Here is a 14,011-nt window from a genome sequence, read left to right as displayed (position 1 = left end):
TAAGCGATCGCTCAGTCATATCGTGTCACACAGTCAAACGGCTCATGAGTTCAAACCTAAAAAACTATCCCTGAGACTGCTATTAGTGGGGCCCTTTGTCCTGCAAATTTGCGTAGCAGTTGGGCTCACGGGATGGCTGTCTTGGCGCAACGGACAACAGGCAGTCAATGACATAGCCAGTCACTATCGACAGGAAGTCGCCGATCGCATTCAGCATCACCTACATACCTATCTGGAAACACCCCACTTTATCAACCGCCTAAATGCGGGAAATTTTCAGCTTACGCAAACCGTCGAGACTAATTTTCAAGATCGCGCCAAAATTGAGCGATACCTGTGGACGCAACTCCAGATCTTTGAGTCAGTAACCACCATTCATATTGGCACTGAAACGGGAGAATATGCAGCGGTTAAACGGGTAGATGGAGGGCTATTGAATTTTGATGCAACCGATCGCACCACCCAAGGAGCCTTAAACACCTATGCGATTGATGCACAGGGCGATCGCGCCAACCTCATTCGCGTTACACCTAACTTCGATCCGCGATCGCGCCCTTGGTATCAGTCAGCCCTAGCAAACCAAGGGACTCAAACTGACTCAAGCCACAAATTATCTTGGAGTCCCGTCTATCCTTATTACAGTTTGCCCGTTTTAGCGATTACCCAAGCTGTTCCCCTCTATAACAAACAGGGAAAGTTATTGGGCGTGGCAGCGGTGGATTTAGCGCTCACAGATATCAGCAAGTTCTTACAGGGGGTAAGTCAGGGCTCGACAGGACAAACCTTTATCATGGAGCCCTCGGGCGAATTAATTGCCAGTTCGGGTTCCGAAAAGCCTTTTTTGATTCGTAACGGTAAAACTGAGCGAATTCGGGCAATGGAAAGTAACGATCCTTTACTTCTGGCTGTAGCCGTAAACATGGCTAAAGACCCAAACAATAGCAGTCAGTTTCGAGGTAGCCAAAAATTTGAGTTTACCTTCGCCAATCAACGCCAGTTAGCACAGGTAGAAACCTTTCGCGATCGCCTAGGGCTAAATTGGTTGGTCGTCGTGGTGATCCCAGAAAATGATTTCATGGCAGAAATCAACAAAAATACACGCACAACGCTTCTCTTATGCCTATCAGCACTACTTGTAGCGATCGGGCTTGGAATTCTTACCTCCCGTTGGATCACGCGGCCAATTTACCGCCTCATCCGTGCTTCCAATTTACTTTCAGAACGCTTTGAATCAGGACAATTAGAGGAGGATCTTCCAGAGCAAGCTACAACGAGTGAGAACGTTGAGGAACTTAGCTTGTTGTCACAGGCATTTCACCAGATGGCGACACAACTACAGAGATCGTTTAAAGCGTTAGAAACCACAAATGCTCAGTTAGAAAGTCGCATTATCGAGCGAACTGCCGAATTAAGTCAGTCAGAAGAGAAGTTCTCTAAGGTATTTTTAGCTAGCCCAAATCCGATCGCAATCACAGACTATCAAGATGGCAAGGTGATTGAGGTCAATCATAGTTTCTTGACTAGTTTTGGGTTTACCCTAGAAGAAATAGTCGGTCAAACCTTTTCAGAGCTAACAATCTGGGCAAATCCCACAGACTATGCCGATATCAGCAAAACCCTGCAAAAACAGCAGGTAATTCAAAATCGCGAGATTGAGATGCGGGTTCAATCTAAAGAGATGAGAACGCTTTTGCTGTCCGCCGAGATTATTATCATCAACAATCAAACCTGCATACTTTGGGACTTAAATGACATCAGCGATCGCAAACAGCTAGAGCATGACCTATGGAAATCTCAGCAGTTCCTCGATAGCATTATTGAGAACATTCCACTGGCAGTATCGGTGATGGATGTCAATCATGAATTCCGTACAGTTTTATGGAACAAAGCTAGTGAAGAGATGTTTGGGGTTTCTCGTAGCGATATGTTTTGGCGAAACATCAACCAGATCTTTGCGGCATCAAAAGCTGAGCTATTTCAGACTGGGGATTTAGAAGCGTTAGAGCAGGGCGTGATGGTTGAAGTACCTGAAGTGCCCTTAAGAAATATGCCCAAAGGTGACATTCTACTCAGAACCCTAAAATTGCCGATTATTGACAATCAAGGCGTTACGACATATTTGCTCTGTATTTTTGAAGATATTACAGAGCGAAAACAAGCTGAAATCGCCTTACAAAAAGCAAAAGAATCAGCAGAGGTAGCAAATCATGCCAAGAGCGAATTTCTTGCCAACATGAGCCATGAATTGCGAACGCCTCTCAATGGCGTTTTGGGTTACGCTCAAATTCTTAAACGGGCGCGAAATCTACCACAACAACAAAGAGATGGACTAGATATCATTCAGCAATGTGGCGAACATTTGCTCACCTTAATCAATGATGTTTTAGATCTGTCTAAAATCGAGGCGCGACGGATGGAACTCTATCCCAGCGAATTTAATTTATTAACCTTCCTTAAAGGAATTGCCGATATCTTTCGGATTCGAGCCGAACAAAAAGGAATTAATTTTATCTATGAAGTCCTCACCGATTTACCGATCGCAGTTAGAGCAGACGAACAAAGGCTCAGACAAATTCTAATTAATTTAATTGGGAATGCCGTTAAATTCACGGAGATTGGTGGCGTTGCCTTTAAAGTTGGGGTGGTTGATATGCGCGAAGAGCTTGTTACGATTCGCTTTCAAATCGATGATACGGGTGTGGGGATTGCACCTGACAAACTGGAGGAAATCTTTCAACCCTTCCAGCAATCAGGCGATCGCGTGCATATGGTAGAAGGTACAGGACTCGGCTTAGCGATCAGTACCAAACTGGTTGAGATGATGAATACAAAACTACAGGTAAAAAGCGCCCAAGATGAAGGCAGTAGCTTTTGGTTTGAACTGCAAGTTCCCAAAGTCTCTAATTGGGTTCCCACGGAAAAAACTCCAGAATTAACGCTGATTGGATTTCGACGGCCGAATGGTCAAACCACCTGCAAGACCATAATCGTGGACGATAAGCCCGAAAATCGTTCTGTATTGGCAAATTTACTCGCTCCTTTGGGGTTTGAGATCGAAGAAGCCAGTAATGGAGCTGAATGCCTAGAAAAAATCGCAACATTTAAGCCTGATGTAATCTTCATGGACTTAATTATGCCCGTAATGAATGGGTATGAAGCAATTCGTCATTTGCGACAGTCTTCCGATCCAGAACTTCGAAACGTTGTGGTGATCGTATCTTCAGCCAGTGTATTTGAGTACAATCAAAAAATCAGCTATGAAGTTGGCTGCAATGCCTTTGTTTCCAAGCCTGTGAGGGCAAAAACACTATTAGATACGCTCAAGTCACTCCTAGATTTGGAATGGATTTATGAAAAGTATCCCGAAGCCGAGCAACCAACTGAATCCGTAAATGCAGATTTAAGCGCAGATGATGGCAATCGATCGCTCAAGCTACCCTCCTCAGAAGTGATTAGCAATCTTCTCAGTTTGGCAATCATTGGAGATGTACTCGGAATTGAGGAAATGGCCGAAAATTTAGAGCAGTCTAACCATAGCTTTAAGCCATTCACAAACAAACTGCGCCAATTTACCAAGAACTTTCAGGTTAGACAAATTCAAGAGTTTTTGCGGCAATGCGTCGCCGAGGTCTAATCTTGGTAAATTCATTGGACTTGGGTATTCGTAACTTGAGATACATCGCTTGATGCCAATCTGCGTCTCAATATAGATCGCAATCTAAAGATCACAATCTAAATCAAGCAGATATCCTGATGCCTGAGTTACTCGATTCAACTAGGCTGCTGTTCGATTTGCATCGAGGGGCTGAGATTGCCCAAAGTTTCTCTGGTCTTGAGCCAGAAGCGATCGCCTTGCAACTAACAGATGGGTTAGTCGAAAAATTTGACTGTGCGTTTGCACGAATTTGGCTGTTGGAACCCAACCAACAGTTCTTGAAGTTAGTGGCTTCCTCTGGTATGTACACCCATATTAATGGGAAGTTTAGCCGAGTTCCTTTAGGAGCCTACAAGGTTGGTAAAATTGCCCAAAATCGGGTTTCATTTTTAAGCAATAATCTTGCAGAGGAACATTGGGTAGGCAATCGAGAATGGGCGATCGCCAACAAAATCAGAGGTTTTGCGGGGTATCCTTTAGAAATTAGAGGAAAGGTGGTTGGTGTCCTTGCCAGTTTCAGCCATCAGCCCCTAGCACCTGAATTTTTAGAGATATTACCTACCCTCTGTACGATGGTCAGCATTGCCTTGGATGCAGCTTTACAGCATCAACGAGAGAAACAAACTTGGCAGACTTCTTTCCCGACTCCTTCCTTTAGTCATTCTCCCCTATCCGATCAGTTAGCACATATTTTAAGCTCTGCACGTCTTACCCTGGTCGGCACAGAACAGACTTTAACCCTTCCGTTCACCTACGTGTTTCTCCAAGCCGCCGAAACGCTAAATAGAATTGGATGTGCTTACTGCCGCCTGATCTACACAGCAAGTTCTGTGGCATTGGAGGCAATTGTCCCAGCCCCAAATCTGACTGCTCAGCAATATGGAAATTGGATTCAGTCTGCTTTTGGTGAGTTGCTTTTTGCCGTTTCCTGTTTGGGAGGAAAGCTCAACACACAAACAGGGGGAAGCCAAGGAGGAATTCAGGTTTCCATTGAAATTCCCTATCCCAGTTGTAAATTTGGGTTGAGTCTGCGAATTCGGTGTAAGCGCTCTGTTTTACAAATGGCATTTACCCATCTGGCTTTTTTAGCGGGGCTAACCATCTGCGATACTGCCGATGATACGATTCCATTACTTACCGACGATATCACTCAAATCAACACAGCTAAGCAGGTACTGTGGATTCAGCAAGACCATCAAACCTTACCGAAAGGAATTCAAGCGAAAGTTGATTTATCGATCGCTGCCGATCGCCTGCGAGATGCTGTTGATGCTGTGACGCGAGGAGAATCTTGGGGAATTGACCCTGTCAAGGAATTGCCACCCCCACTTTCCGAGCGCGAATTGGAAATGATGCGCCTTTTGGTGCGAGGCTTACGCGATCGCGATATTGCCAATCACCTGATCATTAGTGAAAGTACCGTGAAATTTCACATTAACAATATTCTGTCAAAACTTAAAGCCAAAACCCGTTTTCAAGCGCTCCATCAGGTAATGGTAAATGGCTGGCTAGAATAGCAAAACTGTGATTCTAGCTCTTATGGAATCTCGAATGCACTCGGAGAAACTGCGACCAGCGATTGAAATGCAGGCTTCGCAAAATAATAGCCCTGAAATAGCTCAATGCCAAAAGTTTGTAAGATCGCTAACTCCTCATAGGTTTCCACACCCTCAGCGATCGTGGTGATTGATAATTCCTTACATACTTGCAATATTCCTTTGACAATTGCTTGACGGCTTTTGTTTTGGTCGATGCCCCTGATCAAGGCCATATCTAGCTTAATAATATCTGTCTGAAGTTCGGCAAGTAGATTTAACCCTGCATAACCCGCCCCAAAATCATCGATCGCAGTTTTAAACCCTTTCGCTTTGTAATACTGCACGATCTCGCGAACATGGGTAATGTCCTCTACTTTTTCGCCTTCGGTAATCTCAAAAATAATTTGGGAAATAGGAAATCCAAACGTCTCAGCCGCCTCGATGGTTGTACGAATACAGAGTTCGGGACGATAAACTGCATTTGGCATGAAGTTAATGCTCAGAAACGCTTGACACCCTAAATGAGCGGCTAACTTGATGGCTTTGGTACGGCAACTTTGGTCAAATCGATAGCGATTGCTGTCATTCACATTTTCAAAAACCTGCCCCGCAGATTCATTATTTAGCCCACGCACTAAGGCTTCATAGGCAAAAATGTTTTTTGTAGTAGTATTTACTATCGGCTGGAATGCCATCGTGAAATCAAACTCTAATCCCGCACCACCTGCGCATTCTGCGCAACCAAGTGGTCGATAGTCTTTCTGGATTTTCATTGCATTATTCTTTTAGGTTTGGTGTGCAAGCGTAATGGTCAAGACCTATTTTGGATGCCACCCAAGGGCTGAACTTATAAGACATCATAGCTTTTGGGTTTACACAGAATCAAATAAGGACTCAAGCCTTATTCTTTCTAAACAATGCTTTCGATCTGGCAATTCGATCTGCTAATTAGAGAGAATCCCACAATAGGTTAAGCACGATTTCCTTCTCCATAATCTCATCCTTCACAAATCACTTTCCTTTTCGCCACAGGAGACTTCCCTGTAAAACTCCTAAAACACCAAGGATAATGAGTATGCCAACATAGGCAGGCATGGCAATGGAACCCTGCATCATATTCTCTAACCCCAAGCAAAAGTTATCGCATTGTTTTTGCTGTTGAAGTAACAATTTCATTAGAAAAACAGCGATCGCTGTCCATAAAATCCCGCCTGAGACGATCCTCACACCAAACGTTGTATTTCTAAGCAGCCTCAGCGTCCATGAAATCAATATTGCCATCCCAATATTAAAGAATAGCCACGGAATGCCTCCCATAATAAAAAAGCCAACGAGCAGTCCTCCATAGGTTTTTAATGCAGCAGGGTCTGTTAATGCTAGTGGGATAGGTAAAAGCACAATACCAACAAGGGTACTAATGCCAATTGGAATTATAAATTGATGCGTAATACCCATCTTTCTCTCCCGTTACAAAAATATTCAGCCACAAATGTTCAAGCAACTCGAAAATCTCCAAATGCAGTCACACTTTAGCAGCTACAAACCTAGATCCAGCACCTAGAAAAGACAGCAACTAGGTCAAACGCATTTGACATCATAACTTCACAGATTCTAATCGTCAATTTCTAGATCGTAATTTTAGGTCACTACTTCACCAGTTTGGATAGTATCCCTTTTAAAATGGGTTGGATCAGCTTTGGGCCCGGTAGTAAAACAATTCCCAACTGCTGCAATAAGCCTAGTGCATCCCCTTGTCCCCAATGTTCCACAATCTTACCGTTTTCTAATCGATCGATGTGCATAATGGAGAACTTAATTTGTTTTCCTGTAGGTGGAAGCCCCTAAAATTCTCCCAGATGTTTCGCAGTGAATGTTCCACAGGTGATAACACTATCCTCGGAAACGATCGCTTGCTCGAAGATATGCTGCCCTTCAGCAAAGGCAAGATAGAATGCCATTCCAAATTGCTTGAAGCCCTCGCTATCTAGCGGTTTGGGCACACCTGCCAGATGTGCCACAAAATTTGGCGCAAGCAGTTCTACGGCTCGATCCATATTGCGATCGTCAAATGCTTTGTAAAACTGGAGAACGATCGCTTTATTTTGCTCGCTTGACATCATCAATCTTGGTTTAACGCTAAATTAGGACAAATCGGGACTGCGATCGCGCTCTCTTTTATGTGGCTACAGCCCATTCCCATTCAACACCAGCGCTACCCAGTAATAGGATGATTATAGTTTACACCAACCGTTTTATGGGTCTGCGAATCATGCTCAGTTGGGCTTTTCGCAGCGAAGTTGACATACTGATATTGCCCTTTTTGCCATAAAACGCCTCCATTAATGCTTGTACACCGCCATTAGAGACTGTTATGAATCCCATAATCCATTCTCTTAGGGGCAAAGCATTCCTTAAAACATTTACTTGTTAAACGATTCGCCTCAATTGGGAATGCTTTGCCCAAAAAAACACAACGTAGAAACAATTTGTCATGGCAAGAAAAGAGGGGTTTGCATTTGCAGAGTTAGATTTCGATGATGAGTTTAAAATGTTGGCGTAAATGCCCCCCATAGTTTATTAGCGATCGCCCAATATGCCCTTAGAAAGCGATCGCGGCACAACTTTAACGGGGTGTTAGCAATTTCAGCTATAACTGTTTGTCACATCGATCATAATTGAAGTAGCAAAACTAAAAAATACTAACCAATACCGAAAATTAGCATTACCCATGACTACTGCGAATCTTGATGCACCGACTGAAACAGCCAATCCTTTACTGATTGGCAAGGGCTTGCCACCATTTCCAGACATTAAGCCCGAGCATGTTGTCCCCGCAATTACCCAACTGCTAGCAGAAATTGATGCAGGGTTAACCCAGTTAGAGGCAAATTTAGAAACAAGCTTAAATTCCCATAGCCAACTGACTTGGAGCGATCTGGTCGAGCCCTTAGATCGGCTTACAGAAAAGCTCACATGGAGTTGGGGCGTAGTCGGACACCTCACCAGCGTCAAAAATAGTGCCGAACTGCGCGAAGCACATAAAACCATGCAACCAGCGATCGTGCAATTTTTTAATCGCCTCAGCCAAAGCCAGCCAATTTACAAAGCTTTCAAAGCCATTCGTGCAGGCGAGACCTGGCTGAGCCTCGATCCAGCCCAACAAAGAATTGTCTCTGCCGCGATCAAAGAAGCCGAACTGTCGGGTGTTGGTTTAGAAGGCGAAGCCAAAGCACGATTTAACCAAATCCAGATGGAATTGGCAGACATCACCACCAAGTTCTCAAATCATGTCCTAGATGCCACCAAAGCCTTTAGCATGACCCTGTTTAAACCCGAAGAAGCCGAAGGCTTACCTCCCAGTCTACTCAGTCTCGCTGCCCAAGCGGCAAGGGCAGATGGAGACAGCAAAGCCACACCCGAAAAAGGTCCTTGGTGCATTACTCTAGACTTTCCTAGCTATGTGCCCTTCATGCAGCATAGTACCCGCCGCGATCTGCGCGAAAAGCTATATAAAGCCTTTGTCAGTCGTGCCTCCAGTGGGGAATTTGACAATTCGCCCTTAATCGAACGGATCTTGGAACTTCGCCAAGAAAAAGCGAAGCTGCTGGAGTTTGATACCTTTGCCGAGTTGAGCCTTGCCACCAAAATGGCTCCCAATGTTTCAGCCGTCGAGACCCTACTCGAAGAATTACGTCAAGCCAGCTATGGTGCTGCTGTCCAAGACCTAGAGAACCTCAAGACATTTGCCAAATCGCAAGGATTCCCAGAAGACGAAGAACTTAAACACTGGGATATCAGCTTTTGGGCGGAACGCCAACAGGAAGCGAAGTTCGATTTTAGCGAAGAAGAACTCCGTCCTTACTTCCCACTGCCACAGGTTTTAGAGGGGCTGTTTAAGCTCGTAAACCGCTTGTTTGGCATCACCGTTACTGCTGCCGATGGCAAAGCTCCGATCTGGCACGAAGATGTGCGCTTTTTTGACATTGCCGATGAGACTGGACAAACGATCGCCCACTTTTATCTCGATCCCTATAGCCGTCCATCTGAAAAGCGGGGTGGTGCATGGATGAACGATTGCGTCGGTCGCGCCAAAATCACCGAAGCAGAGCAAACCTATACGCGCTTACCCGTAGCCTATCTGATCTGCAACCAATCGCCACCCGTTGATGGCAAACCCAGTCTGATGAACTTCCGCGAAGTCACCACCCTATTCCATGAGTTCGGTCACGGCTTACAGCACATGCTTACCAAAGTGGATTATTCAGGGGCATCGGGAATTAACAACATCGAATGGGATGCTGTCGAGCTTCCCAGTCAATTTATGGAGAACTGGTGTTATGACTATCCCACCTTAATGGCAATGGCGAAGCACTATGAAACCGGTGAAACCCTCCCCGAACACTACTATTACAAGCTACTCGCTGCCCGTCACTATATGAGCGGTTCGGGGATGTTGAGACAGCTTCACTTTAGCTTGACCGATATCGAGCTACACCATCGCTATCACCCCAATGGAAACGAAACTCCCGCTGAAGTGCGATCGCGTATTGCTAAAACCACCTCAGTCATGCCACCATTACCCGAAGACAACTTCCTCTGTGCCTTTGGGCATATTTTTGCAGGAGGCTATGCCGCAGGCTATTACAGCTACAAGTGGGCAGAAGTCCTCAGTGCGGATGCCTTCGCTGCCTTTGAGGATGTGGGTCTAGAGAACGAACCCGCGATCGCAGATATCGGCAGACGCTATCGCGATACGGTTCTAGCCTTAGGTGGAAGTTTGCACCCAATGGAAGTGTTTAAACAATTTCGCGGTCGCGAACCCAGTACTGCTGCACTGCTCAGACATAGCGGGCTAGCCTCAGTTTCTTAAAAGAGCGCGATCGCGTAAAGGAGTTGGAAGTTTATTTCGGCTTCTTTATGCGATCGCAATTTCCAATCCGCTGTAAATTTTGTGAGTAAGTTCAATTTGGGTAAGTCATCAGCTTTTTTACCGATCTGTCAGAGCAAGTAGTTTAGAGGGCATTATGTACAGAGTCAGAACTAAAAGAAATCCCCACGATAAACAACGACCTAAAATCCGTAAATTTCTGACATGGATGCTTTTATGCTTGGCGATCGCTTTTCTTCAGCCTCTCATTGCCTACTCTGTTACCCAGCCTACAACCATAAATCCCGCTCGAGTCACTCCAATCAAAACAGAAAATTCCGCTAACTTGCTCGAACAGGGCAAAGCGCTCTATCAAGCGGGACAATTTGACGAAGCCATTCGCGTTTGGCAGCAAGCCACCCAGATTTACCAACAGCAGGGCAAACTGCTCGACCTCGCCTCAACCCTGAGCAATTTGTCTTTGGCATACCAAAAAACTGGGCAATGGCAGGAAGCAACGGCTGCAGTAACCAAAAGTTTGCAGCTAGCCCGATCGCTTGAGTCCACCACAGCCAGTCTAGGCGCGATCGCCCAAGCCTTAGACACCCAAGGAAGTTTATATCTATCGATCGGGAAAGGGGAAGCCGCGATCGCATCGTGGAAAGAAGCAGCAACCATCCACGAGCAACTGGGGGATAAACCCAACCAACTTCGCAACGCGCTCAACCAAGCCCAAGCCCTAAAAGTTCAAGGATTTTATCGGCGATCGCTGCAAACCTTGGAAACTATCAATGATTCCTTAAAATCAGAGCCAAATTCCCTGCTCAAAGCCGTGGCACTAGATAATCTAGGGGATATGCTTACCACAATGGGCGATCTAAAGCGGGCGCGGCAGGCATTAGAGCAAAGCCAAAAAGTGCTTGAGAGTCTTCCCGATCCGAATCTTAGCGGTCAAATTGCAGTGCAAAAAAATCTTGTTCTCCTAAGGTTAGGAAATCTATCGCGTGCTGAAGATGATACCAATGCTGCCACAGAGTTTTACCAAAAGGCAGAAAGTTCCACCAATCAACCTTTATCACGACTGCAAGCGCAGCTAAATCTATTCAGTCTCGCGATTGAAGGCAATAAGAGTACGGAAACTGAGAAACTGCGATCGCAAATTGCTTCGAGTCTTACAAATCTTCCCACCAGTCGAGATGCCATTCATGCTCGGATAAATTATGCCGAGAGCTTGCTCAAACTGTCTCAACAGGATAAAAGCCTGCTCGCAGAAACATCACAGGTTTTAGCAGAAGCGATTCGCCAAGCCAAGGCGATCGATGATAACCGCACCCTCTCGTTTGCCCTAGGTAGCTTAGGCAGTGTTTACGAGCAAAACAACCAGTTCGATGAAGCCCAGAACCTCACCCAGCAAGCATTGGCGATCGCGCAGAGTCTCAGCGCTACAGATATTGCCTATCGTTGGCAGTGGCAGTTAGGACGCATTCTAAAGGTCAAAGGGGATATACGCGGAGCGATCGCTGCTTACAGCGAAGCAGTTAGTTCCTTACGTCAGCTCCGCAGCGACCTAGCCTTTGTCAATTCCACTGTGCAATTTTCTTTTCGCGAGAGTGTCGAGCCAGTCTATCGCCAACTCGTGAGTTTATTACTGCAAACGGAAGTACAAAACCCCAAGGAGAAACAACTGCAACTCCTAAAAGCCCAAGAAGTAATTGAATCGCTTCAACTTGCGGAACTGGTCAATTTCTTTCGGGCAGATTGTTTGGTTGCTGCCCAAGTGGATATTAACCAAGTCGATCGCACTGCGGCAGTTATCTATCCGATCATTTTAGAAGACAGGCTAGAAGTAATTCTCAGCTTGCCGCAACAACCTTTACGTCATTATGCGACCAATATTAAGCCACAGGATGTAGATAGCCTTGTCATTGATTTGCGGAGCGATCTGCGTGATGCCAGTTCTCAAGATTATCTAACCAATGCCCAAAAGTTATACGATTGGTTGATTCGTCCCGCTGCCAATGCGATCGCCGAGAGCCAGATTAAAACCATGGTATTTGTGCTAGATGGCCCACTCCGAAACATTCCCATGTCGGCACTCCATGATGGCAAACAGCATCTGGTAGAGAAATATAGCATTGCGCTCACACCGGGGTTACAACTTCTCGATCCCAAGCCGATCGCCAAACAAAAGCTCGTTGCATTAACGGGTGGCTTAACCGAAGCCAGACAAGGGTATTCCGCCCTACCTAGCGTCCAACTCGAACTTCAAGAAATTAACAAGCAAGTTCCCGCTAGTTCGCTTTTGCTCAATAGCAAGTTTACCGAACAGGATCTATCGCAAGCTTTAATCAATACGCCCTTCCCCATCGTGCATTTAGCAACCCATGGGAATTTTAGTTCCGAAGCTGAAAAGACCTATCTCTTAACCTATGATGGCAAGATCAATATTGAAAAATTGAATCAGATGTTACGCATTAGAAATCGTAGCGAAACCGAACCCATTGAACTCTTGATTCTCAGTGCTTGCCAAACTGCGGTAGGCGACAAACGCGCTGCCCTAGGTCTAGCTGGAATGGCAGTCCGCGCAGGCGCAAGAAGTACGATCGCTTCGCTCTGGTCGGTTGATGATGCTGCCACTTCTAAGTTTATGGTGTCACTCTACCAACACCTATCGGAAGCAAAGACAACCAAAGCCGAATCGCTCAGGCAAGCGCAACTCTCTCTAATCGAAACCAAGGGCTATAATCATCCCTTCTTTTGGGCTCCATTTGTACTGCTTGGCAATTGGCTCTAACCTGAATCTTATACTGCTAAGAGTTGTCGAATGGTGGCTAGTAATTGTTTCATCATGACTGGCTTAGCGATATATTCATTTGCACCAGCTTCAATACATCTCTCGCGATCGCTTGCCATTGCCAAGGCTGTCAGCGCAATTATGGGAACCTTATCAAAACGAGAATCGCTCCGCAATTGTTGGATAGCTTCAAGCCCATTCATGGTTGGCATTTGGATATCCATCAGGATCAGATCGGGAATTTGGTTATGGGCAGTCGCGATCGCTTCCTCGCCATTTCTAGCAATCATCATCCGAAAACCGCAACCTGTGAGATAGCCAGAGAAAGTATCGATATTGGCTTCGTTGTCCTCTGCCAATAAGATTAGGGGTTGTATGGGAAGGTTCTCCCCTGCTGCTCCGACAGAAGAGGCTATGGTTTCAGCGCGATCGCACGATCGAATAGAATCTCTCGAATCCTGAGAAGTTGACGAAATCGGATAAGGCAAGATCAATGTAAATTGACTTCCTTGCCCAACGGTACTTACAAGTTCAATATTTCCTTGGTGCAATTCCACAATTCGTTTGACTAGTGCTAGACCCAAGCCAGTACCTTCTTGTTGGCGATTGAGTTTACTGTCGATTTGGACAAACACCTGAAACAACTTGGGAATATCCTCTGGAGCAATACCAATACCCGTATCCGATACAGCGAATAGAATCTTTTGTTGACTGCGGTCTACATTTACATCAATAGTTACCAAGCCGCCTGATGGCGTGAACTTAATCGCATTGGTTAAAAGGTTAATCAAAACTTGGCGCATCCGTCGTTCGTCTACTTCAATTAGATCGAGGTTAGGCGGAACTTGCATCGTGAGTTGAATCTGCTTTTTATGAGCGATCTCTTGGATAAAACTCAGACTATAACTGCAAAGGTTTTGGACTGAGGTCAAAGATAACTCTAACTCTAGCTTGCCAGATTCAATTTTGGCGAGATCGAGAATATCTGTAATTAATTCGAGCAGATGTTTGCCACAGCGCTCGATCAGAGCGATCGCTTTTCTTTGTCCCTCATTGCAATCTCCAAAGGTTCCATCCAAAAGGACTTCAGACATTCCTAAAACAGTAGACTTGTTTGGAAATAATAGATAATAACAAAACAGTTAGAAGGCGAGATG

General features: G+C 45.4%; 8 protein-coding genes and 1 pseudogene. 4 read left to right on the top strand and 5 right to left on the bottom strand.

Annotated features, from left to right (window positions below; translation table 11 throughout):
- The first annotated feature begins 22 nt into the window (after positions 1-22).
- Positions 23-3,634 carry a PAS domain S-box protein gene (locus V2H45_RS10250; RefSeq protein ID WP_330483543.1) on the top strand — a complete coding sequence of 1,204 codons (3,612 nt, stop codon included), beginning with the start codon at positions 23-25 and terminating at the stop codon, positions 3,632-3,634.
- A gap of 119 nt (positions 3,635-3,753) precedes the next feature.
- Complete coding sequence (locus V2H45_RS10245; protein WP_330483542.1) at positions 3,754-5,172, top strand: LuxR C-terminal-related transcriptional regulator; 1,419 nt, start codon at positions 3,754-3,756, stop codon at positions 5,170-5,172.
- A gap of 20 nt (positions 5,173-5,192) precedes the next feature.
- Here the strand turns inward: V2H45_RS10245 and V2H45_RS10240 are convergent, their stop codons facing one another.
- The 4 genes and pseudogenes from V2H45_RS10240 to V2H45_RS10225 form a co-directional block, all read right to left on the bottom strand.
- A complete protein-coding gene (locus tag V2H45_RS10240; RefSeq protein ID WP_330483541.1) occupies positions 5,193-5,966 on the bottom strand; it encodes an EAL domain-containing protein in 774 nt (257 codons plus the stop codon).
- Positions 5,967-6,204: 238 nt separating this feature from the next.
- Complete coding sequence (locus V2H45_RS10235) at positions 6,205-6,648, bottom strand: hypothetical protein (protein WP_330483540.1); 444 nt, start codon at positions 6,646-6,648, stop codon at positions 6,205-6,207.
- A 191-nt stretch (positions 6,649-6,839) separates the two neighbouring features.
- Positions 6,840-7,310, bottom strand: a pseudogene (locus V2H45_RS10230) (ester cyclase).
- A 121-nt stretch (positions 7,311-7,431) separates the two neighbouring features.
- A complete protein-coding gene (locus V2H45_RS10225) occupies positions 7,432-7,575 on the bottom strand; it encodes a hypothetical protein (RefSeq protein WP_330483539.1) in 144 nt (47 codons plus the stop codon).
- Between the two features lie 346 nt (positions 7,576-7,921).
- Between V2H45_RS10225 and V2H45_RS10220 the strand changes: the two genes are divergently transcribed.
- Both V2H45_RS10220 and V2H45_RS10215 read left to right on the top strand, forming a co-directional pair.
- A complete protein-coding gene (locus tag V2H45_RS10220) occupies positions 7,922-10,063 on the top strand; it encodes a M3 family metallopeptidase (protein WP_330483538.1) in 2,142 nt (713 codons plus the stop codon).
- Positions 10,064-10,217: 154 nt separating this feature from the next.
- On the top strand, positions 10,218-12,854 hold the full coding sequence (locus V2H45_RS10215) for a CHAT domain-containing protein (protein WP_330483537.1): 2,637 nt from the start codon (positions 10,218-10,220) through the stop codon (positions 12,852-12,854).
- A gap of 8 nt (positions 12,855-12,862) precedes the next feature.
- On the opposite strand, the gene V2H45_RS10210 is transcribed toward V2H45_RS10215, so the two are convergent.
- On the bottom strand, positions 12,863-13,948 hold the full coding sequence (locus V2H45_RS10210; RefSeq protein WP_330483536.1) for an ATP-binding protein: 1,086 nt from the start codon (positions 13,946-13,948) through the stop codon (positions 12,863-12,865).
- Positions 13,949-14,011: the final 63 nt, after the last annotated feature.

Source organism: Tumidithrix elongata BACA0141, from assembly GCF_036349135.1.
Classification (GTDB): domain Bacteria; phylum Cyanobacteriota; class Cyanobacteriia; order Pseudanabaenales; family Pseudanabaenaceae; genus Tumidithrix; species Tumidithrix elongata.
The sequence above is the reverse complement of the archived record's forward strand: the minus strand, read 5'-3'. Positions and strand labels throughout refer to the sequence as shown.

Coding starts and splice junctions, on each gene's coding strand:
- V2H45_RS10240 (WP_330483541.1), bottom strand. CDS start 5,966: ATGAAAATCCAGAAAGACTATCGACCACTTGGTTGCGCAGAATGCGCA.
- V2H45_RS10235 (WP_330483540.1), bottom strand. CDS start 6,648: ATGGGTATTACGCATCAATTTATAATTCCAATTGGCATTAGTACCCTT.
- V2H45_RS10210 (WP_330483536.1), bottom strand. CDS start 13,948: ATGTCTGAAGTCCTTTTGGATGGAACCTTTGGAGATTGCAATGAGGGA.
- V2H45_RS10245 (WP_330483542.1), top strand. CDS start 3,754: ATGCCTGAGTTACTCGATTCAACTAGGCTGCTGTTCGATTTGCATCGA.
- V2H45_RS10220 (WP_330483538.1), top strand. CDS start 7,922: ATGACTACTGCGAATCTTGATGCACCGACTGAAACAGCCAATCCTTTA.
- V2H45_RS10225 (WP_330483539.1), bottom strand. CDS start 7,575: ATGGGATTCATAACAGTCTCTAATGGCGGTGTACAAGCATTAATGGAG.
- V2H45_RS10215 (WP_330483537.1), top strand. CDS start 10,218: ATGTACAGAGTCAGAACTAAAAGAAATCCCCACGATAAACAACGACCT.